The organism is Neptuniibacter sp. QD48_55 (assembly GCF_047778115.1).
Taxonomy (GTDB): domain Bacteria; phylum Pseudomonadota; class Gammaproteobacteria; order Pseudomonadales; family Balneatricaceae; genus Neptuniibacter.
In genome coordinates this window covers 1064770-1088434 of sequence record NZ_CP180555.1, presented here as the reverse complement: position 1 = coordinate 1088434, position 23665 = coordinate 1064770, and the positions used below count along the sequence as shown (strand labels likewise).

The following is a 23665-nucleotide window of genomic DNA, read 5'->3' as shown; positions in this document are numbered from 1 at the left end:
GGGGTTAAGAAGCTTCTAATTGCCTTCTGGTGTAATCGATATGTTCAGTCGCAACCTTACGCGCCAACTCTGCATTTCTATTGATCAGCGCCTGATAGATTTGGGTATGTTGCGCACTAATTCCGTCTGGGTAACGGCCAAACTTTTTAAGCGTGCGATCAAGTACACCATAAATTGCATTAAAGTAACGGTTATAGAAAATCTGACTAAAGGAGATAACAAGTAGGTGATGACTGGCTTCCGCAATCATAGTATGAAATCTAAGATCAGCTTTGGCTTTGGCCAGTGTAGTGTTGCCACTGCTTCGCGCCTGCATAGCCTCATACTCTTGCCCTATTCGATCCAGTTGTTCATCAGATGCACGTAACGCTGCGTAATAAGCTGCTTCACCTTCTAATGCAGCCCTCATTTCCATCACTTGAACTTGGAACTCGAAATTATCACCAATACTTTCCGATGGCATGGAGAAATGACTTTCGAGTAAGTTTCTGCAGAGGCTCCCACCGCCATGATAAGTTTCGATAATGCCTTTTAATTCGAGATCTTGAACAGCTTCACGAACCGTTGCTCGAGAAAGACTATAGCGTTCTGCCAATACGCGCTGAGATGGCAGTTTCTCGCCTGGGCATATATCACCATACCAAATTTGGCTCTGAAGCTCAGAACTTAACTTCTGGCTTAGATTTACATCTTTCACTTTCGCCACGGAGTACCTCACACTACTTCTTGGTCAGACCAGTTAGCAGTTTAGCATTTCCTTTGCGCCATCTCTTAACTATCTTTTGATTAACAGATAAAACTTCAGGCACTAGAACCTGAAGAAAAATAAGAAACGTCAGTGACGTGAGAGCCTGATTCCATATCGGGTAGAGCTGACCAATATAGCGATGACATTCATGCCAAATCAGAATCCTAAAGTCGGTTTATTTGTAACCTGTCTAGCAGATATGTTTAGACCGAGCGTTGCATTCGCAACCGTAAAACTACTTGAAGCTTCAGGTTGCTCAGTAGAAGTGCCAGAGACACAAACTTGTTGCGGACAACCCGCCTATAACTCAGGCGACAAATCAACCACTGCTGAAATAGCTAAAAAAACTATAGAAGCTTTTGATGGCTATGAATATGTGGTTGGTCCATCCGGATCCTGTATTGGAATGCTTCATTATTACCCTGAGGTTTTTGACGAAAACGACCCTTGGAAGGCACGTGCATTAGACCTAAAATCGCGTGCATTTGAGATCACCCAATTCCTAACTGATGTAGTCGATTTCGACCGCATCAATGCAGCCTTTGAAGGCACAATCACTTACCACGATTCCTGCTCTGGTCTGCGCCAACTCGGTGTTAAACAACAACCACGAAAACTGCTGTCTAAAGTTGAGAATTTAACGCTCAACGAGATGGAAGAGTCAGAAACCTGTTGCGGTTTTGGCGGCACCTTCTGCGTTAAATATCCAGACATCTCCAACCGCATGGTATCTAACAAAACTGAATATATCAGTGACTCCGGTGCGAGTACTTTAGTCGGTGGCGATTTAGGCTGCCTATTAAATATGGCCGGTAAGCTAAAACGCGAAGGCAAGAAAATCGAAGCACGTCATGTAGTTGAGATCTTAGCTGGTATGACTGACACGCCAGCCATTGGCGAAGCAGAATATGAGCTAGCCTCTGAACTGAGCGCGGGGTAATACACGATGCATATTAAAAGCCCAGAATTTAAAGAAAACGCTCGTATAGCGCTGCATAATGTCGAACTTCAGGAAGCCCTAGGTCAGTTTAAACATGGTTTCCCTGTTAACCGCGCCAATGCCATCAAGCGCCTACCGGAGTTTGAAGATCTACGTGATGAAGCACGTGATCTGAAAAATCACATCATTCAGAATCTAGATATCTATCTGGAACAGTTTGAAGATAACGTTGTAAAAAATGGTGGTCATGTTCACTGGTGCAGAACAGGTGACGATGCCAACCAAACCATTCTCGATATTTGCAAACAGGTAAATGCAAAGACCATCACTAAAGGTAAGTCGATGGTTTCGGAAGAAACCGGTCTGAACGAATACCTTGAAGCTAATGGTGTACGCCCTGTCGAGACAGATTTGGGGGAATATATCCTACAACTTCGTGATGATCATCCAAGCCATATTATTGCACCGGCGATACATCTGAATGTTAGCGATGTATCTGAGACATTCCACAAACATCACAAGCGTCCTAAAACAGAAGATCCACAGGCGCTAATGAAGGAAGCTCGCGAAGTACTGCGAAAGGAATTCGTAGGTGCTGATGTCGGGCTTACTGGAGCTAACTTCCTGGTAGCAGAAACTGGATCAACCATCATCGTGACCAACGAAGGTAATGGCGATCTGACTCAAACCCTGCCAAAAACTCACATTGTGATTACTTCCATCGAGAAGGTCGTACCTACACTGGAAGATATGAGCCTATTCCTTCGACTGCTAGCTCGATCTGCGACAGGTCAGGAATTTACGGTATACAACACCTTATCCACAGGGCCGAAACGCGCTGAAGATCAAGATGGCCCAGAGAACTTCCACGTTGTATTAGTTGATAACGGCCGTAGTGAGATGGTCGGAACAGAGTTTCAAGATATGCTTCGCTGTATCCGATGCTCTTCTTGTATGAACCACTGCCCTGTATACGGTGCTGTTGGTGGCCACTCTTACGGTTGGGTTTACCCAGGCCCGATGGGTTCTGTTTTAACTCCTAAGATGATCGGCATTGATAAAGCAGCGCACCTGCCAAACGCATCTACATCCTGTGGTAAATGTGAAGAAGTATGTCCTGTACGAATTCCGCTTCCAAAATTGATGCGTCACTGGCGAGAGAAAGAGTTTGAAAAACACTTAACACCAAAAGCTGTCAGATTTGGTATCGCCGGCTGGGCCTTTTTTGCCAAACGCCCTGCTCTATACCGCTGGTTAGCAAGAAGCTCCGCTTGGTTTATGAACAAACTCGCTGGTAAGAAAGGCCGCATCAAGAAATTGCCGCTAGCCGGTGGCTGGACAGATTGGCGTGATATGCCAGCACCTCAAGGCAAGACCTTTATGGATCAATGGAAAGCCCACAAACAGGCGGAGAAATAAGATGAGCAAAGCAGAAATACTGGGCAATATCCGCCGTGGCTTACAGCGTGGTGAAGCAACACCAGCACAAAAAGCTGCAGCAACACGTCGCATCAACGCACATAAAGCGACTATCATCCCCAAACGAAGCCAGCTTGATAAAGCGGGTCAGATCCAACTGTTTAGAGATATGGCTAGCGGTGCGGCAGCTGAGCTAATCGACATTAACTCAATGAGCGATCTACCTGCTGCCGTTGCTGAGTGGCTGAATAAACATGATTTCAAATCTCTCGTTAGTGCAAGCGACGAGTGCTTAAACGAACTCGATTGGTCTGCCTTAGGCGATATCAAACGCGAGCAGCGTGTTGCGCAATCTGGCGATGTTGCAAGCTTAACCACCTCTATGACAGGTATCGCAGAAACAGGCACTCTGATGATGTATTCCCGTCCAGAGAGCCCGACGACATTGAATTTCCTACCGGATTGCCATCTCGTATTATTGCGCGAATCGACGATCGTCGGTAGCTACGAAGATGCTTGGCAGATGGTCCGTGAACAGAACCCTGATGAAATGCCGCGCACGGTGAATATGATTACTGGCCCATCCCGTAGCGCGGACATCGGACAAAAATTACAAATGGGCGCTCATGGCCCTTGCGTACTCGTGATCTTTATCCTTAAAGATATGTAGCTCTATATCTTTATTGCTTTAGCCACCTTCTTAGGTGGCTTTTTTTGTTCTATGGCCACTCAAGATCTCAGTTATATAGCTTATCTAAATTCTGTAAGCCCGCTTGATAAACGCCACGAATTGTTTTTTCCGCTTCTGCATCTGACGCACCTGCAGCATTAAAGCTAGAACTCCAAACAACAATCGAGCCGCCTTGGCCATCTAACTTAACCTGAATTTCAGATTCATAATCAGACACAGGCAATGGCGATTTATCGATTTGATAGCGATAGCTACGCTTACCCTCATCCTTACTCAATAAAGTCTCAGTAATTTGAGCACCGTTGCCCAATGTCAGTACGCGTACTTTATTATCTCTGTCACTGGAAGCTACCGCAGGGTGCCAACGATACAAGCCGTTATAATCCCCTAAAAGCGCCCATACAGCAGATGGCTTTACATTCAGCTTTACTGACTCTTCAACCGCAATATTACCCGCAGCAGACACGTTTACAGCACCTAATAACGAAGATAGCGCTACTACACCCATAATCTTTTTTAGCATTTTTATTATTCCTTTTTATTTATCACAACATATTAAGTGAACTACCAGCATGCCTCATGAAATTATTGATAACCATTATCATTAAGAACCTATCCAAAAGTACTTAATTAGCTAAATAGATTAAAATCCTCTAAAGCCAAACCAATCCAAGCCGATAGATTAATGTAAGTATTTTTCATCAAGCACCGACACCTGTGAACGGATTACAGATAGCTGTCGTAATCGGACAATAGGAAGATGTTATGGAAGCCAATGAAATCACTGCTGCAGCGACAACAATGTCTACGCAACAGACACAAACCACTCATGCGGTTAAATCAGCCGAGATGGCTAAAGATCAGATCGAACAAACGGGTGAGCAAGTGATGCAGCTATTGGAAGTCACCGCACCGGGGAAACTTAGAGTCGATCCACTAAGCCCGCTAGGCACACAAATAGACGTCAAAGCCTAACAGCATCGCTAAAAAAGCGAATGCTGGGGCGCCGTAAGATCATCAAAGTCTTCATCTAGAAACTGCAAGATCGTCTCACACACAGGCCTAACCTGCTTATCTAAATAATGCTGATAATCTAAAGGCGAACTCATAAATTCAATGGGTTCTGCGCCATTAACGGTCATCATATATTCAATATAAGAGCCTGACCGATAAGGACTAGGTTGACCTTTTATTTGGTATCCATACTCAGCTTTCAAGCCAGCCTGGACATGAGGAGGTTTATTCTTCAAGTACTGATCCAAACGCTGACGTATACGCTTTCGATAGATAAGCTTGTGATCTAAATTACCTGCTAACAACGCTTCAACGGTTGATTTAAGTAGCGTCTGCCACTCTTGACCTAAGAAAATACGTTCATAAAGCTGCTCTTGAAGCTCACGAGCCAAAGGCGTCCAGTCAGTACGGACATTTTCTAGACCTTTAAACACCATTTTGGTCGAACCATCCTCAGAACGCTTAAGCCCTGCATAACGCTTCTTGGTGCCTTTATCTGAATGGCGCATGGTCGGCATTAAAAACCGACAATAGTGCGTCTCGTACTCGATCTCTAACTGACTATCTAGCTCAAAACGCTCTTGAAGATTTTCACGCCACCAGCGATTGAGGTGTTGAGCTACAGCACGACCTTTACTGTTAGCTTGCTCTTCAGGAAAGTCATCGCCCAACCAGACAAAAACAGAATCGGTATCACCGTAGATCACCTTAAAACCAAATTCTAATTCGATATGATCGCGCGTTTTTGTCAGGATTTCATGTCCGCGTAAGGTAATTGAGCTTGAGAGGCGTTGATCAAAAAAACGGCAAACATTCGAACCTAAAACACCATAAAAGGAGTTCATAATAATTTTTATTGCTTGAGATAACGCCGCGTTTTTTAACTGCTTTGCTTGATCTCGCGCGGCCCAAAGCTTCTCGATCAGCTCAGGCAAAATCGTTTTACTACGCGAAAATATTGCGTGGTTAAAACCGGGCACTAAATCTTCAGACTCAGCTCCCTCTTTAAGTCCTTCAGCCAAACCATAAGGGTCGATCTTAAAGGTACGAATAATACTGGGGTACAGGCTTTTAAAATCTAAAACCAAGACCTGTCTATATAGACCCGGGCGTGAATCCATTACATAACCACCTGGCGCACTAAGCCCTGACATCCCTGAAGCATATTGCGGTGCCACATAGCCTGATCGATGCAATAGAGGGAGATATTGGTTATCAAATGCTGCCGCTGAGCCTCCTACTTTATCAAGAGCGAGCCCTGTTAGACGTGCACGTTCAAGAAGGTAATTAATCAGATCCGCATGCTCAAATATCTCCCAAACCAATCGGCAATCTTCTAGGTTATAACGGGCCAAAGCTTCTTTGTCTTCTCTAAACAACCGTTGTATTTCACCGCCACGATCATCGACATGGTCTATCAACTTACCTCGATCTAGCATCTCCCGAGCAACATTTTCTAAAGCAAAGCTTTCAAACTGATAAGTTGCACCTTTAAGAGTATCAATACCATCTAATACGATCCGCCCTGCCATACGCACGAAAAGCTTACCCTGAGCCGACTCATGCAGTTTCAAAGGCAGTTGGTCACGTCCTAGAACAAGCGGAATACGGAGTGCTTCAGCACGTTTTTGTAGTACCCGAAAATCAAAGCCAACTACATTCCAACCAATAAACGCATCGGGGTCATATTCCGCTACCACTTGAATAAAGCGCTGTAACAAGGCCTTTTCATCAGTAACATATTCAAGCCCATCACTATCTTCACCTTCCCCCTGCATCAATACCAATTGAAAGTCATCAGCATAGAATGCAGCGGATAAGATATTGTCCGCTTTCATTGTCGTTTCTAAATCAATAGAAAGTATGCGTAAATTTGGCGTATACGTATCAGGCTTTAAACGGACCTGTTCACTCACATGGCTAATTTGTACACCACCTTGAATAAACCGCTCCATCAGGTAGCGATCTGCATGACGTATATCATCTTCCATCATGACAATATTATGCAGATGCAGTAACTCTTGAATTTGGCGATAGGTTTTTAAAGTTTGGCTGTATATAGCGGTAACACCACGATACTGCAGATCAGTCAGATCAACTTTATTGATACGCCAATCTCGGAGATGACCAAGTAAGGTTTTTACGCGAGAAACTTGTTCATCAAGAACAAAAAGCACCGCCTCTTGCTGAGTAATAGAAATCGGAAAAGCATTTTGTTCAGAACAAACCCAATAAGTCAGCACGATACCCTCGCGAGTGTCGTGCTGATTTCGAGTCAGAATGAATGCTGAAGAGCTCTGGTCTGAATGATCATGATGAGTAGGCATACTCACTTAACCAAAGGGCGCGACCAGATCCATATCGGTTAACTCTGGGAAAGCCTCGCGAACCGCAGCTTCATTTTGCGCTTCAAACAAAAGTTTAAGGTTAGGGCCAGCATCCATCGTAAGATAAATTTCTACGCCCAACGCTCTTAACTCCCAGACACGATGCATAGCCGCAACAGATTCAGGTTGCCAATATAAAAGCGGCGGCCATGAAGCAATCATTGTTGCATGCATGGACAGAGCATTTTGCTCAGCTGTTTGGCCTAACAAACTCATATTTTGTTCAGCTATAGCATGCTTAATTGTATTCAGATCCTTCTCAGCCTGTGCAGGCCAAGACTGATATAGATCAGCCGACTCAACTGTACGCTGCATACCAGAACGAGAATCGATTTTTTTGGCACCTGTTGCAACTTTTAACAAACCAATTCTAAACCCTGGCCAATTAACCGCTAAAGGCTCAGCACAGCTATCCATGCCGTCTTCTTGTTCACCTTTGGACCATTCAACAAACCCTTGGTAGATTGAGCGCGATGCACTGCCACTACCAATTCGAGCAAATGCCGACAGGACTTTCTGATCAAGATCGAAACGATAAAAGTCGTTAATCGCCAACATCAGTGCAGCAAAACCGGAAGCCGAAGAGGCAAGCCCCGCCGCTGTTGGGATATTATTATTTGTTTCTACCTTAACCGGTTGCTCCAAGTCTCGACGAAAAAGATCAATAAACGCAATGACTTTCCTAGCAAAGGAGGAGCCCTCACTCTGTAGCTCGCCATTTAGATAGACCTGATCACAAGCATCTGAAGGCGTGATTTTAGTTCGGCTACCTAGCTCACCTAGCGAAATGGATAATGAAGCATTGATAGGTAGGTTAAGCTCAACATCACGTTTCCCCCAATACTTACACAAGGCAATATTACTTGGCGCAAACGCTTCAGCTGTCTTACCCGGCATAGTTTTCTCTGGAAGAAACGATGCCACTACACTCTGCTTAGTAATGCTCAATGCTAACCCCTTGTGCCGAAACTGAGACCGGAATTTGTTCGTAAGCTATAGATAGATCTGGATCCGAACCAAGTGCAATCACACAATCCCCAAGGCCCGAACCTGAAATTTTAGCACCTTTAATATGCTTGCTCTGGCGAAGCGTGTACACAATATCGCAAATCGCTTTATCTGCTACACCTAATGCGTCCATTAAACCTTGGTAATTATTCATTAATTGACCAAGCTGCTGCCAATCTTGTTTAGCAATTTCCTTTTCAGCATTATCCGTTACCGACCCCATTAGCTGATAGATCTGTTGATAAAGTTCAGGGGAATATCTCGCTAAATCCTCTACATGCTTCAATACATCTGGTGTTTTGGTTTTATAGCCCGCGTAGTAAAGCGATATGTCGGGTAGCGCTGACAGTGCTTTGATCTCCCTTGGCTTAACTCGATAAGAAACAATCGAACCAAAGATACTAGCCACAAGATCAGTTCCTGAGCCTCGCCCATTTTGTACGTCATGAACAACTGCCAGTGAACGATCGAATAAGCTATCTAGATCCGTTTCATCGTTTACAAAAGATGCGAGTGCAGCGACCACACCAGCAGTGACCGCGGCTGAAGAACCCAGACCAACGGTATGAGAAAACTCTGAACGAATCGTAATTTTAATACCTGAAGGCAAGCGCTCCGCATACATTGCAAGGGCAGCCAGCACAAAACTCAACCTGTCATCTGCAACCAAATCTGACAACGGGCTTTGGTATTGGGCTAGTGCAGAGTCAATCAGCACTTCTCGTGTTGAGATAGGCTCAAGCTCTATGCGTATATATTTATCCACAGCACAAGCTAATGCCTTATGACCAAAAAGCACTGCGTGTTCACCCATCAGCATAATACTGCCAGGCACAGTCACTTTAATCCGATTCAACATACGCTCCTTGATAACTGATTTTTAAAGGCTGTAGATGGAGATTTAAACGACTAGCGATCTCTGAAGCATTACCTTTCGGGGCATAGACCAATACCAAACCACCTGTATCTCCAGAACTACTACCAGCACCACAAACCTTAGCACTTCCCCCCAGCGACTCTATACGTAGAATCATATCTGCAACCGCTTGGGGCACAATGCCAATCTGTTGTAATAGGCGCTGATTTTCTTGTATGAGGTCTAGTTTCTGCTGATCATCTGAAGAATAGATTATTCGCTCAAAATCCTGCGTAACTTGTTCAAAATGCTGCCAAATTGTTGAAAACTCAAATGACTCACGTACAGCCGAAACAGTTTCACCCGTTGAAGATTTAGGTGAACCGCTATTCCAGATAAACCAGTTATCTCCTATTTTTTCAGGCAATAGAGTTACATGATCATTTTGAACTTTAACAACTCCTCCGAAAGTCGTCGCAGCAGCATCTATCGCACTACCACGGCCATGCTGCAATCTCTCACAGTGGCGAACTAACTTGAAGAACTCCCGTTTAGTCAATGCTTGCTGAGAAGCAGCTTCAGCCAACTTTAGCAATGCTGCAATCACTGCAGCAGAAGACCCCATACCAGCACCTGCGGGAATAGCACTCGCTATAGAGATCTGACCGGGCTGATCAAAACCAAGCTGCGACAAGGTATAAAACAGCAGATCTGAAGGCGACGAGAGCACATCTGAAACAGCAAGCTTTCTTTGTAAAAACAGATTAAAACGCTGATCAAGCTGTTCGGAAAAGAATTTAAATGTGGCTATATTCTTAGAAAAGCTACCAAAAACCTCAGAAGAGATAGATAAATTCAGACTTGCGGTAGGAGAATAAGAAGCCATTACAGAGGATGTAACGGCCATAGCAATGGCTGGAGCCCCATAAACAACTGAGTGCTCACCACTCAGTATTAGTTTCCCTGGGGCTATTGCCTTCATTAACAGCTAACGTATTCTCGCTTGTGACCGCTGATCGCAGCCAAACGGAAACGCCCGGTAGTTGCAGCAGGAATATCATGATGTTCACCATCTCGAGGATCTGGGTGGCGATACAGATTCAGATATTCGTCATAGCTCACTTCTTGGCGAGCATCTAACATAGCTTTATGGTTTAGAGTGTGCAGACACTTTTCATAACCCGACACTACCGTGCCAGAGAAAAACTCGGCAACGCAACCAGAGCCATAACTAAAGAAACCAACTTTATTACCAGCCAAATTTTCTTTGCAGTTTTCAAGCAAAGAGGTCAAACCGATATACATCGAAGCTGTATAGCTGTTACCAATAATACGGTTGTAATACAGTGTTTCTTCAACCTGTTCTTCAATTTGCTCTAAAGAAAGGCCTACTTTGTTTACCTTTGCTAGATGTTTATGCGCTTTTTCCGCCATGCGGCTAAACGGCAAGTGATAGCAAAAGTGAGAGAAATCACTAAACGCAAGAGAGCTAACTTCTACAAAGTTCTCCCACGCTTTTTTCAGCGATTTAAGGTATATCTTGGTGGAGTATTTACCATCAACAAGCGCAGTTGTGCGGTAATTCGGTCGCCAGAAATCCATCACATCTTCTGTATGATTGCCAACTTCTGGATCAATTTCGATTAGGCGGGGGTTTGCTGAGATCAAAATAGCGACTGCACCACAACCTTGGGTAGCCTCTCCAGAGGTATCAAGGTCATATCGAGCAATGTCTGACGCAATGACCAAAACCTTTTTTTCTGGCTGTCGAGCAACTAACGCACACGCCATTTGAATAGCAGCTGTTGCGCTGTAACATGCCTGCTTTAACTCAACAACACGGCAGTTAGAATTCAATCCTAACAATCTATGCACATACACGCCTGCAGCCTTAGACTGGTCCACACCCGTTTCTGTAGCAAAAAGCAACGTACTAATTGAATCAGTGCCTACCCTTTCAATTAACGGATAGGCAGCATTTGCAGCCATAGTCACTACATCTTCATCAGGTGCCGCCATAGACATCTTCTCTTGGCCTATTCCCTGATAATATTTTTCTGACTCAATTTGCTGAACATTCGCCAGTGTTCTTAAATCCAGATAATAATTGGATGTATAGAAACTGATTTCGTCAATACCAACTGACATTCTTGGGTCTCGATCCTAACTCTCGTCTAAAACAAGGGCCCGGTTATTAGATAAAGATGCTATATCCCGGACACCTAGCAGAAACATGGCTGTTCTGAACTCTGCTTTTATTTTTTCTATTTCTTCTATAACTGCATCAGCAGATTCCATTGCTGGTTTTAACAGCGGACCTGCCATGCCACATAAAGAGGCGCCGAGTATAACAGATTTAACCATATCAATCCCATCTCTTAAGCCACCACTTGCAACTAATGTGGCAACATCGCGATATGGGCTAGCCATTTTCAAGGCTACAGGGGTCGGCAATCCCCAATCTTGGAATTTAAGGCCAATATTACTCGCGTCTTTTCTGCGATGGTGTTCAATTCGACTCCAAGATGTGCCGCCTGTACCTGCTAGATCGAAGGTTGTTATACCCGCTTTTAGACCTAGCTCAATATCGGCAGGAGACAAACCACTCCCAACCTCTTTTAGCAACACAGGCACATCAAGTTCTGCCACAAGGGCTTCGATCTTCTCAGCAAGATTGGAGAAATCAGTATCCCCTTCAGGTTGTACCGCTTCTTGTAGAGGATTGAGGTGAAGATACAAAGCATCGGCACCTAGACAATCTATAGCTTGTTGCGCATGCTCGATATCAACGCCGTAGTTCAGTTGAACAGCGCCAATATTTCCAATAAGAGGTACATCAGGAGCCAATTCTCTCAAAGCGAAGCTTTCTTTAGCTTCAGGAGATGTAAACATAACGCGTTGCGAACCAACGGCCATAGCAACACCCGTTGCCTGAGCTGCTTTCGCTAAATTATGATTAATCTGCTTTACTAACTGATGATCACCACCTGTCATTGAGGATATCAACAAAGGAAAACTTAGCTGATAACCTAAAAATTCACATGAGCTATCAACATCGTTCAAAGCGATCTCAGGTAAACCACGATGCATTAAATGTATGCGATCAAAGTATCTTCCAGCTCGATCCGTTGATGGATCATTTTCTATAGCTCTTATATGTTCAAGCTTTCGATCATTAGTCAGATCCGACATTAGCGCTCCAGCTTTAAGTGAGCTTCCATCAGCTCACCGGGATTTGTCTGAGCAGCTAGCAAAGATAACTCGCCACATAAAACGGTTGCAGCACAAATAGCAGCTAGACGTTGCGCATTCTCACCCGGTTCTCTATCTTCCTTACAACCTAGCGCTGCCAAGTTATCTTCAACAAAATCAATCCCTTTACCATTACCAACAGACCCCATAATAAGGTTAGGCAAAGTACAAGAGAAATAAAGATCATCACCACGTACTTCAGCGTGCACTATACCCTGAGAACCTTCGATAATGTTCGCTGCATCTTGACCAGTGGCCAGGTAAAAGGCTAAAAGCATATTGGCATAATGAGCATTAGCACTGCGCAGGCCACCTGCAACCATAGTCCCAATAAGGTTTTTCTTAATATTAAGATCAACCATTTTTTCAGGCGTTGTTTTTAAGCGCCTTTCACAAATATCACGCGGTATTAAAATCTCGGTTACCACATATTTTCCGCGGCCGAGGATACCGTTAACAGCTGTCGCTTTTTTATCTGAGCAATAGTTACCAGAGATAGATGAATAACGAAGCTGCGGATATTCAGACAATATCCAAGGAATAATCTTATCTGCTGCGTTTGTCACCATGTTGTGACCAGATGCATCACCCGTTGTAAATTCCAAGCGTAGATAGATCAAATTAGCCACGATCTGGCTATTCATATCAATAAGTTTGGCAAAACGACTACTCTGAGCAACCACTTCATTGATATCATTCATACGAGATTTAATCGAATTTAGAGCAAGCATCGCTTCAGTTGCATCATCCGCTTCAAGCAGAATAGATCGACTCATTCGCTCATCAATCACCGTCGTTCTGATGCCATCAGTCAATGCAGAAACCCTTGCGCCACGGCCGACAGATGGCCATAAAGGCGTTTCATAGGTAGCTAGGGGCACGCTAATTTTTTCATCTAATACAGGTCCTGTAATTTTGATAGGACCCACATTACGCATAGGGATCGGAGCTTGACTGATTTTATGAGATTTCATGATATCTCTTTATGCAAAAGAAAAAGGGCTGCCAATGGCAACCCTTTTAAAATAAGGTTGAGGGCTAATTTTAATTAACTTCACCAGCCCTTTTCAACGTTTTCCTTAGGAGGCAGTCTCTTCTTCTTTTTCCACCTGTTTTTCTACCGATTGCTCGACCTCAACATCACCTAAATTAGGCTCCGGTAAAGACAAGTTCAACGTATCTAACAAAGTTCCCATACCATTCACAACTCGGTATTGAGAAACAAGCTGATCATGAAGCGCGTTTGTCAGATCATTTTTAGAAGAAAATACTTCGTTTTCTGTATCCAACAAATCAAGCAAAGAACGCTGACCAATATTGAACTGTTTCTGATAAGAATTGCGAGTTTCCTGGCTCGAAGCTACGTGTTGTTCAAGGAAAGGTAACTGTCTGGACAGAATACTATATGCATTCCACGACAATTCGATACTTTGGAGTACTTCACGATGGCTTTGACCTTGTATCGATCTTGCCTCTTCAATCTGGTGCTGAGTCTGACGAACACGAGCTTGATCGGCACCACCGTTATACAAGTTATAGCGCAAACGGAACATAGCCGTCAGATCTTCGTTTACACCTTCAACACCATCTAAATTATTATTCCAAGTACGATCAACTTCAAAATCTACTCGAGGATAATAATTACGTTTTGCTGCATTATATTGCGCTACTGCTGCTTCGGTGTCAGCTTCAGCTACTTGTAATGTCGGGTGATTACTCAGTGCAGCTTCGGTTGCTTCATCCAAAGATTCTGGAATTGTAACATTAACCATTTCAGGATATACAAGTTCCTCAGGAGCCATCAAACCAGTAACACGTTGGTAATTTGCCCTAGCATCCAACAAGTTATTTTCAGCCGCAAGCGTGTTAACTTCAGCCAACGCCAAACGCCCTTCTGCTTGCTGAATTGAAGCCAAAGCCCCCATACCTGATTCAGAACGACGTTTAATCTGATCGTAAATTTTTACGTGGTTAAATAAGTTTTCTTTTGCTTGCTGTAATAAAACGGTTCGGCGGTTTAATTCAATATAGGCTCTAGCTGCATCTAGTGCATAAGTCTCTGCCGACTCTATTAAACGCTTATCAGCAGAAATTGAACGGGCTTTTTGACGCTTTACTTCACTAGAAGTAGCAAAGCCATCAAATAGCATTTGCCTGATACTTAAACGCGCCTCTCCACGGGTAAGCTCAACATCATCCCCATTTGCACGCGTAGTGGTATTATTAGTCCACTCATAACCAATACCAGCTTCCAAATCGACACTCGGAAGATAACCAGCCTTGGCTTGACGAACCTCTTGATATACTGCATTTCTCGCGTTGATAGCTCTCTGTACTTCAGGACTGTTTGTTAATCCTTCCGCCACAACGCTTTCAAGTGATGTGGAATATGCTACCGTGCTAACAGCTCCTAGTAGCACCCCTGTAAATACTGACCTGAACATAATATCCGCCCCTAATTATAAATAGTTCGTAGTCTTTCCTTGATCTAATCAGTGCAGATTACGATGATTGCTTTCCAACCATAAGAACTAGTGAGACTCTATCATTAGCACCTGTTTTCTTAAATATAGAACTCAGATGAGCCTTAACTGTCCGCTCTGTTATATCAAGCTCTCGAGCAATTTCCTTATTACTTGCTCCTGTCGTTAATACAGAAAGCACGTCTTGCTCACGACTACTTAATCCTTTAAAACAATCTACAGACTCTGCGGTGTCCACTTTCCTATCTGTAGCAGGCATATCTCCTAAAAGCCTTTTAAGTAACTTTTGAAGAAGCTCTGGACCTGCCCAAATATCACCACGGAGTACAGTTTTCACCACTTCTGTTAGCAGTGACCCTGTAACATACGTGTTGGTATATCCGTTCGCACCAGATTGTAATACTTGAATACCCTCACTTTCGTTTGGCACATCAGTACACACAATCAAAATACACTCCGGATTATCCTTTTTAAATCTGAATATTAATTGAGCATCCTTTTCATCAACCGAACTTAAATGAAGCAATAAAATACTATTCTTTACTTCCACAAGTTTAGATGAAATTTCAGAACAAGCGATAACTTCTGGTTGCCAATCTACTAGCAATTCAAACCATCGTTCCAAAACTTTCGGTCGGTTCCCTAAAAAAAACAACTTCATAATATCCATTCCGCTGCACCGAAGAACAAGACCATGTCTTGTGACCGCGGCGCACAATAGTATATCTTCTAACCAAGAGCTACAAGTTTTTGAAGATTAACGATTTTTGTTTTTATATTCTTTGTAAGGCTAATACAAAAAAAACCAAAAAAACCATAAATTCTATAGGGTCAAATAGCAAGCATTACTCTATAACTTTACATTAACGCTTGTAGTCATACTCTCTATCGCTCTGTCAGTGCTTTATTTTTAGCTTTAAGCACTGGTTTCAGTATGTAATCCATTACAGTTTTCTTACCTGTAAGAATATCCACACTCACAGTCATCCCTGCAATTAGAGGCAATTCTGCCTCAGCTGTTCCTAAAAAAGGCTCATCCGTTTCTAAACGAACCAAATAATAACTTTCCCCTTCCTCGTCTAAGATAGTACTAGGACTTACGAATATAACTGAAGCACCAACCCCACCATAAATTGAAAAGTCATAAGCTGATACTTTAATTATCGCCGCCTGGCCTGGAGAAATATTAGCTATATCAGACGGTCTAATTCTAGCTTCTACTAGTAGCTTATCTTCCCAAGGGATAATATTTAATAATTCATCCCCAGGCTGAACCACTCCCTCAACAGTATTAACCAGTAGCTGCTTAACTGTACCTTTAACTGGTGCTTTAACTTCAGCTCGATTTATCCGATCATTCATACCCGTTAATGCCTGTTTTATCCGGGCACTTTCAGCAACCACTTCATTAAGTTCTCTTCGGGCTTCATTTCTAAATTGTAATTCAGCACCATCAAGATTCTGCTTAGTTTCCTGCAAAGTAGATTCAATCCGAGGAATATTTAATCGAACCCCTGATAATTCACCCCAAAGATCATTTAATTGTCTCTTTAACCGAAGAAATTCAACCTCCGAAATCACACCATCCTTCAATAAGGGGCGGGTAATGTCTAATTCTCGCTTTAAAAGACCATAACTTCTGACTAGTTGCCCCTCTTGAGATTTAGCTGCCTTTAATTCCTGCTTTCTTTGTTCAACTTGTTGCTCTAATCCCCCAAGAGCAGCTGACATTTCCGCCTTACGAGTCAAAAATAAACTTTTCTCCTGATCAAGCATACTCATATATTCAGCAGGGAAATTTGTAGGGGGCAAAAACTCTTTATTATCTGCCTCTGCCTGCAATCGCACAGCTTTTGCTATTAACTCATATTGCCTAACTTCATTTTCTTTTAAAGAACTAGAGAAACGTATATCGTCAATTCGCAATAGAACTTGGCCCTTTTCAACAACATCACCCTCTCGAACAAGGATTTCTGATAGCGCGCCACCCTCTAACGTCTCGATAACTTGCAGTTGGCTTGACGGGATAATTTCACCATCCCCACGCGTAATTTCATCTAACTCAGCCCAATTAGCCCAAGCGATGGCAAAAACAACAAAAATAAGCATCGACCATAGTAAAGCACTAGCTCCTTTAGGGGTTTGCTCTGCCATCGCCTCGCTTACACTAGACATATATTGTAAGTCTTTTTTAGCTTGAGCCATAACGTTACCTCTGAACCTGCAAACGGCCTTGCTTTAAAGCATCTAGAACTGCATCTTTGGGACCATCCGCAACAATACGCCCAGAATCCATAACAATTATTCTATCTACCAAACTTAGCAAAGACATTTTATGGGTAACTACCAACATTGTTTTATCCTTTGCATATGTTTTAAGCATGGACTTTATTTGCTCTTCAGACGAGTTATCCATTGAAGCTGTAGGTTCATCAAGAATAAGAATATTAGGATCATGAATAAGAGAACGAGCCACTGCAACCGTCTGCCTTTGCCCACCAGACAATGCTGCACCTCGCTCCCCAACTTTCATATCAAACCCTTGAGGGTGTCGATTCACCATATCGGAAACACCCGTGAGTTTTGCCACCTCTACAAGACGATCATCTTCAGTCTGAGGGCTCCCTATTACGATATTGTCGCGAACGCTCCCCGCGAACAGCATAATATCCTGTGGCATATAACCAAAATTCCTTCGCAAATCGACCGGATCTATCTGATTAATATCAATCCCGTCAATCCGTACGCAACCTTCTCCAGCATCATATAAACCTAATACCAATTTCTCGATCGTTGATTTACCTGATCCGATCCTTCCTATTAAGGCAACACTTTCACCGGGTTTTATATTAAAAGAAACACGATCCAAGGCTTTATGCTCTTCCCCTGGGTAAGCAAAACTTACATCTTTAAACTCAATAGCCCCTTCTAATTTATCACGATGAATAAACTGCTGTTCCTCGCTACGCTCAGAAGGCAATTCCATTATTTCATTAAGCCCCTTCAAAGCAGTAGCTGCTTGATGATAAGAAATTACAAGATTAGCAACCTGGCTCATCGGGCCTATCGCCCGCCCTGAAAGCATCACACAGGCAATCAAGGCCCCCATGGTCAACTCCCTTTCACTAATCAAATACACCCCAGTAATGATGATACCAACCGATGTCAACTGTTGAGCCAATGATGCAAAATTCACTACTGACGCTGATAGCATCCGTGAACGTAAACTCCACTTAGCAATATAACCAACAGCTTGCTCCCAACCCAATTGAAGAGAGGAGCTTGCTCTCTGAGTTTTAACAGTTTCCATTGCCGTAAGGCTTTCAATTAGAGTTGAGTTTTTTTGAGAATTAGAAGCGAATGTTTTTTCAACTGCCTCTTTTAAATACGGCCGTACAATAAACGACACTAAAATAATTAAAGGTATTGTCACCAGTGGAACTATTACAATAGGCCCACCAATAAAGCCAATAACGACCAAGAAAAGCACAGCAAAAGGTAAATCTATAAATACTACATTTGTAGTTGAGCTTAAAAAGCTCTTAATGCTTTCAAACTCACGTAAATTACTAGCAAAAGAACCAACAGAAGCAGGAAGAGCACTATACTTGAGCGATAAAACCTTTTCGAAAAGCAAGGCAGATAGAATTACATCCCCTTTTTTACCAGCAATCTCAAGAAAGTAAGATCTAAGCATTTTAAGCGAAAAATCAAATAGATATACGACAGCGACACCTATCGCTAAAACCCATAACGTCTCTATCGCATTATTTGGAACTACGCGATCATAGACATTCATCACAAAAAGAGGGTTTGCAATCACAAACAAGTTAATTAAAAAGGATGCGATCAATACATCTCGATAAATCGCGGTAGAACGTTTGATTGTCCCCCAGAACCAATGCCCTTGATGGCCTTCCAACAACTTCGATACTTGCTGTTGAAATCGGTATTCTAACCTAACGAAAATAGCATGATTTTTATAAGATTCAGCAAGTTCATCTATCGATAAATCATGCACACCTCCACTTTCTGGCTGAATAATTACCGCCATTCCAGATTTATGATCTATCTCTTGAAGAACGCAAGCTTGATCATTTTCGAGGATCAATACCGCTGGTAGTACAAGAGGGGATATATCAGATAGCTCGCGCCGCAGTATTTGAGCTGTAAACCCAGCTCGTTTTGCAGCACGAAGAAACAATTTAGGAGTTAACTTGTGATCGACTAATGGTAAGCCTTCACACAGTACCTCAGGAGAGAAAGGCTTATGATTTTGCTTACTAAGATGAACCAAACAACCGAGCAAAGGGTCTTGAACCGCTTCCATTAACCTAAACCTTAACCTTATTTGAGAGAAAAACTCAAAAAAACGATATATAGTATGACTATCAATTAGTCATCAAATGTATCAAATCAATATGTTATACGCCATACGCAATAAAGAAGGCCGAATTGTAAGTCTTTCAGAAACTCCTCAAGCAGGTGCTGAAGCGGTTGATATAAAAAACAAGGAAGTAATGGATTTCCTATCCATTAACGATGAAGAATTTTCTGCAGAGGAATTCCTTCAACAGTCTGATATGGCCGTAGCTCGTATTTTTGAAGATTTGGTAGACGTCCTTATTAACAAGAACCTTATTTTGTTTACCGACCTTCCACCAATGGCACAAAAGAAACTTTTAGGCCGTAAACTTGCGCGTAATATTAACCGCGGAGAAGGGGAGCCTGAACAACACGAAGAAAAGTCTCACTCTTTCCTTATAGAAGACGATGAAACCTTATAAACAAGCATTTAAAGCTCTTGGCTTAATAATGGATCTTCATCCTCTTCTTTCTTGAAGTGATTTAATTGGTTGTATTGCTCAGCGAAACGTTCAGCAAGTGCAGAATAACGCTGTTGCTGCTTTTCAGATAACGCTCCATAAGAGATAGTCGCCAAAACATCTCGAACAGATAACAAGATCCACAGTGCATTCTGCCCCCTCTTCGCTTTTTCAATACCCGCTTGGACCAAATTAAGTGCAATACCCGTATGACTTGGTAACAACTCATTAGCTCGACCAAACATTAAAAATGCTCGATCTAAATCACCGCCCCTGAAACTACTCATAGCTGCATAATTAGCCTTACCCCAATCTTTCTCCACCATCACACGATTAAGGTCTTTACGCTTAAGCTGAACCTCCTCTTCTATTTCACAACCATGAACAGCATCGACTAAAACATCCAACCATTTGCACTGATTATCAACATCCATTCGCAAGAAGAAATTTAAGGTTTGTTGCAACATCTGCTCTAAACGCTTACGAGATGAGGATGATTCCTGACGATAGAGATCACAATTAATCAATTTCGCCCTAAACATAACCTCTTGATCATCTGGATGATCAAGAACAACATCCTCCAAGATTCGAACAACATCCGTTTCAATTTCAGACAATTTTGTTTTATTAGCCTGAATAAGAGATCTAACTAAACCAAAATAGTGAGATGGGGTCTGAAAAACAGAATAACGGGCATAACGAACGGCTTGCTGATATGCATCTTTAGCAATGTCCCACTCACCCGTTTGGGAAGCTAAATCAGCCAATTCGCTCTGCAACTCAGGCACCGTAGGCTGAATCATGACAGCTTTGCGCATCAGCGTAACGGCTCGACTCAGCTCGCCTTTAACCCGATAAATTCGTGCCAACCAGGTATATGCTTCTACACACACATGTTGCTGATCCACAATACGATTAAGACAATGCAGGGCATCGTCATATTCACCAAGGTTGAAGTGAGCAATTCCCTTCCCAACTTCAGCCCAAGGAAGGTCACGTTTACTCGTTAGCCCCATAAAAAGCTCTTTGGCTTGAGTAAAACGCTTCATTCTTAAAAGAGCGATACCATTCACTCGTTGAAGGAATATATTTAAGCCAGGGTAATGGTTAACAAGTGCCCGGCCTTTCTCAAGCACTTCTTCATAGTGCTCTTCATCCAACAACTGTTCGATCGGCCTGATCGCCTCTTTAATCCGCAGCTGCTTTTCTAAGCGATGACGAACTTTGCCTTGATCAAACGGTTTCGAGATATAAGTATCAGGAGAGTTTTCTAAAGAACCAAAAAGCAGCTCAGAACTTTCAGGATCAACTATAAGGAAATAGGTACTCGCTTCAGGAAGGATAACCTCTGCATTAGCCTCATGCAGAAGCTGCAGACCATTTTTTTCACCTTTGCCCATATCGTAAGCTGCAAAGCAAAGATCAAAAGTTAACTCACGCATCAGGCTTAAAGCCATATTTACCGAGGAAGCAACTTGAACTTGTCCCACGCCCATACGCCCCAGGATTTGGCGTAACGCCCCGAGATCGTCGAGCTTACTGTCTACGATTAAAGCAGACTTTCCTGAGTAGTTGATTTCCATAGGTTCTGCGTAGTTTAGATAACAGCAAAAGTAGCATATAAATCAGACCATTATCAAAGTTTAGGCCATCTATGGCACAATAAAAAACCCCGCAGGGTCACTACGGGGTTTTTTATCAGCATTTAGACATATTAATCGTCTAAAAAGCTTCTTCCTTTACCTGCTGCAATACGCATACGCAATGCGTTTAGCTTGATAAAGCCTGCTGCATCTTTCTGATCGTAAGAACCAGCATCATCTTCGAATGTTGCGATATTCTCATCGAACAAACTGTCATCAGAACGACGACCAACAACAATAACGTTACCTTTATATAGCTTAAGGCGAACATCACCGTTTACTACTTGCTGAGACTCGTCGATCATTTTCTGAAGCATCTTACGCTCTTCTGACCACCAGAAACCGTTGTAGATAACTTTAGCGTAACGAGGCATCAACTCATCTTTAAGGTGAGCAGCTTCGCGATCTAGTGTAATCGACTCAATAGCGCGGTGCGCTTTAAGCATAATCGTGCCACCAGGAGTTTCGTAACAACCACGAGACTTCATGCCTACGAAGCGGTTTTCTACGATATCTAGACGACCTACACCATTCTCACCACCTACTTTGTTCAGGTATTCAAGAACAGTCGCTGGGCTCATTTTTTCACCGTTGATCGCAACGATGTCACCCTTTTCATAAGTCAATTCAAGGTAAGTTGCTTCATCCGGAGCCTGCTCAGGAGATACAGACCAACGCCACATATCTTCTTCAGCTTCCTGCCATGGATCTTCAAGGATATCGCCTTCGTAAGAGATGTGAAGAAGGTTAGCATCCATTGAGTATGGAGATTTTTTCTTACTGCTAGCAAAATCAACTTCGATATTGTGATCTTCACAGTATTTCATAAGCGTTTCACGGGAAGTTAGATCCCACTCACGCCATGGCGCGATAACATGAACACCTGGCTTAAGCGCGTAGGCACCTAGCTCAAAACGAATCTGGTCATTACCTTTACCAGTCGCACCGTGAGAGATTGCATCAGCACCCGTCTCGTTAGCGATTTCAATCAAGCGCTTAGCAATTAGTGGGCGAGCAATAGATGTACCTAGAAGGTACTCACCTTCATAAATTGTGTTCGCACGGAACATTGGGAATACAAAGTCACGAACAAACTCTTCGCGTAGATCTTCGATGTAAATCTCTTTTACACCCAAAGCTTCAGCTTTAGCACGTGCAGGCTCTACCTCTTCACCCTGACCTAAGTCAGCAGTGAATGTAACTACTTCGGCATTGTATTCATCTTGCAACCAGCGAACGATAACAGACGTATCTAATCCACCGGAATAGGCCAGAACGACCTTTTTGATCTCGGACATTCTCAAGCTCCAACTTGCGAACAATATTCGCCCCGACACGGGCCGAAAGGGATATTCAAATTAAGCGCGGTATTATAGCAGAACTTTACCCTGCAACGCATCTGCCGCAGGGCAAATTAATAGAAAGGAATTAATGGCAATGTAGATCGACTAATCTTTTTCCAAACGAATAGTGACTCGACGGTTACGATCTCGGTTTTTGCGACTATTATTTTCAACCACCGGATAACGTTCACCATGATAACGAGTCGTAATCATAGTTGGCTCCAAGCCTAAACTGATCAAATATGCAGTCACTTCCTCCGCGCGTCGCTTGGAAATATCTCGGTTCATCAATCTACGCCCCATGTTGTCGGAATGGCCGTCAACATAAACGCCTTTAACTGCGTCATCATTTTTAACGTAGAGTGCGATCAGATCCAATCGCTCCCTCGATGCATCGGATAAACGCCACTGAGCTGAAGGGAACAAAATTGCAGTTCGTGCCACCTGACGATAATTAACCGGCAGCAGCCCGGCAGTACAAGCAACATAATCATCGTAGGCAGATTGGAAATTCACCGCCGATACAGAGACACGTAATGATTCACTAGTTCCATACCATTCATCCGTAGTAAACGTCGGCATCATTCCCTTATACAGAGCAGCCAACATATTCTGAGCGTGCTTAGGCTCTACCTTAATATGACCGGTTCTCTCTTCAGCTTTCACCGCTGCAATATATTTAGGCACTATCCCTGGCTGCCAAGGAGCTGCCTCAGCAACCAACTTACCACCTTTTTGGAAGTGAATTGTTTCGGTGGGTTTAAGCATAAAGCGAACCGATTCACCCGCTTCATGTTCAAACACGGCATTGCCAAAAGAAGGAATTACCTGACTTAGGAGACACGTAAATTTAGAAGCCTCAAGCTCCCATTTCGAATCATCGATGGAACTGCGAAATGTCACAGCATGCACCTGCAACGAAAGCACAGTTAAACACAACAATGAAAATACGCGAATAAGCACAATAAAACCGCCATCAAACCAATTACGGAACCACTAAAATTATACCCTCAGAATATCTAATAATAAGGGGCACCAGCAATTTTAATGATAAA

General features: G+C 43.0%; 21 protein-coding genes. 5 read left to right on the top strand and 16 right to left on the bottom strand.

The annotated features are described in order from the left end of the window. Positions 1-4: 4 nt before the first annotated feature. Complete coding sequence (locus tag ACMXYW_RS04890) at positions 5-706, bottom strand: FadR/GntR family transcriptional regulator (RefSeq protein ID WP_415905430.1); 702 nt, start codon at positions 704-706, stop codon at positions 5-7. A gap of 190 nt (positions 707-896) precedes the next feature. On the opposite strand from ACMXYW_RS04890, the gene ACMXYW_RS04885 reads away from it, so the two are divergent. Genes ACMXYW_RS04885 through ACMXYW_RS04875 form a run of 3 tightly spaced genes read left to right on the top strand, consistent with a single transcriptional unit; the run spans position 897 to position 3777 of the window. Continuing rightward, positions 897-1688, top strand: a complete 792-nt coding sequence (locus ACMXYW_RS04885) for a (Fe-S)-binding protein (protein ID WP_415905429.1) — start codon at positions 897-899, stop codon at positions 1686-1688. 6 nt (positions 1689-1694) lie between these two features. Then, on the top strand, positions 1695-3107 hold the full coding sequence (locus ACMXYW_RS04880; protein WP_415905428.1) for a LutB/LldF family L-lactate oxidation iron-sulfur protein: 1413 nt from the start codon (positions 1695-1697) through the stop codon (positions 3105-3107). 1 nt (position 3108) lies between these two features. Next, positions 3109-3777 carry a LutC/YkgG family protein gene (locus ACMXYW_RS04875; protein ID WP_415905427.1) on the top strand — a complete coding sequence of 223 codons (669 nt, stop codon included), beginning with the start codon at positions 3109-3111 and terminating at the stop codon, positions 3775-3777. Between the two features lie 67 nt (positions 3778-3844). Here ACMXYW_RS04875 and ACMXYW_RS04870 read toward each other — a convergent pair whose 3' ends face one another. Beyond that, a complete protein-coding gene (locus ACMXYW_RS04870; RefSeq protein ID WP_415905426.1) occupies positions 3845-4321 on the bottom strand; it encodes an SRPBCC family protein in 477 nt (158 codons plus the stop codon). Between the two features lie 242 nt (positions 4322-4563). On the opposite strand from ACMXYW_RS04870, the gene ACMXYW_RS04865 reads away from it, so the two are divergent. Next, the gene (locus ACMXYW_RS04865) at positions 4564-4773 is read left to right on the top strand and encodes a hypothetical protein (protein ID WP_415896638.1); all 210 of its coding nucleotides are present in this window, start codon (positions 4564-4566) and stop codon (positions 4771-4773) included. A gap of 8 nt (positions 4774-4781) precedes the next feature. Here the strand turns inward: ACMXYW_RS04865 and ACMXYW_RS04860 are convergent, their stop codons facing one another. From ACMXYW_RS04860 to ACMXYW_RS04810, 11 genes are all read right to left on the bottom strand, one after another. Then, a complete protein-coding gene (locus ACMXYW_RS04860; protein ID WP_415905425.1) occupies positions 4782-7139 on the bottom strand; it encodes a DNA polymerase II in 2358 nt (785 codons plus the stop codon). 6 nt (positions 7140-7145) lie between these two features. After that, positions 7146-8147 carry a diphosphomevalonate decarboxylase gene (gene mvaD / locus ACMXYW_RS04855; RefSeq protein WP_415905424.1) on the bottom strand — a complete coding sequence of 334 codons (1002 nt, stop codon included), beginning with the start codon at positions 8145-8147 and terminating at the stop codon, positions 7146-7148. Then, positions 8134-9066, bottom strand: a complete 933-nt coding sequence (mvk, locus tag ACMXYW_RS04850; RefSeq protein ID WP_415905423.1) for a mevalonate kinase — start codon at positions 9064-9066, stop codon at positions 8134-8136. Before mvk ends, mvaD begins: the two co-directional genes overlap by 14 nt. Beyond that, positions 9050-10045, bottom strand: a complete 996-nt coding sequence (locus ACMXYW_RS04845; protein ID WP_415905422.1) for a mevalonate kinase — start codon at positions 10043-10045, stop codon at positions 9050-9052. Before ACMXYW_RS04845 ends, mvk begins: the two co-directional genes overlap by 17 nt. Next, complete coding sequence (locus ACMXYW_RS04840; RefSeq protein WP_415905421.1) at positions 10045-11211, bottom strand: hydroxymethylglutaryl-CoA synthase; 1167 nt, start codon at positions 11209-11211, stop codon at positions 10045-10047. Before ACMXYW_RS04840 ends, ACMXYW_RS04845 begins: the two co-directional genes overlap by 1 nt. 15 nt (positions 11212-11226) lie before the next feature. Further along, positions 11227-12255, bottom strand: a complete 1029-nt coding sequence (gene fni / locus ACMXYW_RS04835; protein WP_415905420.1) for a type 2 isopentenyl-diphosphate Delta-isomerase — start codon at positions 12253-12255, stop codon at positions 11227-11229. Continuing rightward, positions 12255-13289, bottom strand: coding sequence for a hydroxymethylglutaryl-CoA reductase (locus ACMXYW_RS04830; RefSeq protein ID WP_415905419.1), 1035 nt, complete (start codon positions 13287-13289; stop codon positions 12255-12257). Before ACMXYW_RS04830 ends, fni begins: the two co-directional genes overlap by 1 nt. Before the next feature lie 105 nt (positions 13290-13394). Beyond that, on the bottom strand, positions 13395-14759 hold the full coding sequence (locus tag ACMXYW_RS04825; protein WP_415905418.1) for a TolC family outer membrane protein: 1365 nt from the start codon (positions 14757-14759) through the stop codon (positions 13395-13397). Positions 14760-14817: 58 nt separating this feature from the next. Then, on the bottom strand, positions 14818-15468 hold the full coding sequence (locus ACMXYW_RS04820) for a helix-turn-helix domain-containing protein (protein ID WP_415905417.1): 651 nt from the start codon (positions 15466-15468) through the stop codon (positions 14818-14820). A 215-nt stretch (positions 15469-15683) separates the two neighbouring features. Continuing rightward, on the bottom strand, positions 15684-17003 hold the full coding sequence (locus ACMXYW_RS04815; protein WP_415905416.1) for an HlyD family type I secretion periplasmic adaptor subunit: 1320 nt from the start codon (positions 17001-17003) through the stop codon (positions 15684-15686). A 4-nt stretch (positions 17004-17007) separates the two neighbouring features. Beyond that, positions 17008-19128, bottom strand: coding sequence for a type I secretion system permease/ATPase (locus ACMXYW_RS04810; protein ID WP_415905415.1), 2121 nt, complete (start codon positions 19126-19128; stop codon positions 17008-17010). 76 nt (positions 19129-19204) lie between these two features. Here ACMXYW_RS04810 and ACMXYW_RS04805 point away from each other — a divergent pair, with 76 nt between their 5' ends. Further along, the gene (locus tag ACMXYW_RS04805; protein ID WP_415905414.1) at positions 19205-19585 is read left to right on the top strand and encodes a hypothetical protein; all 381 of its coding nucleotides are present in this window, start codon (positions 19205-19207) and stop codon (positions 19583-19585) included. An 8-nt stretch (positions 19586-19593) separates the two neighbouring features. Here ACMXYW_RS04805 and ACMXYW_RS04800 read toward each other — a convergent pair whose 3' ends face one another. From ACMXYW_RS04800 to ACMXYW_RS04790, 3 genes are all read right to left on the bottom strand, one after another. Further along, positions 19594-21207, bottom strand: a complete 1614-nt coding sequence (locus ACMXYW_RS04800) for a tetratricopeptide repeat protein (RefSeq protein ID WP_415905413.1) — start codon at positions 21205-21207, stop codon at positions 19594-19596. Between the two features lie 131 nt (positions 21208-21338). Then, entirely contained in the window at positions 21339-22565 is a 1227-nt protein-coding gene (locus ACMXYW_RS04795) for an argininosuccinate synthase (protein WP_415892134.1), read from the bottom strand. 150 nt (positions 22566-22715) lie between these two features. After that, positions 22716-23513, bottom strand: coding sequence for a flagellar protein MotY (locus tag ACMXYW_RS04790; RefSeq protein ID WP_415905412.1), 798 nt, complete (start codon positions 23511-23513; stop codon positions 22716-22718). Positions 23514-23665: the final 152 nt, after the last annotated feature.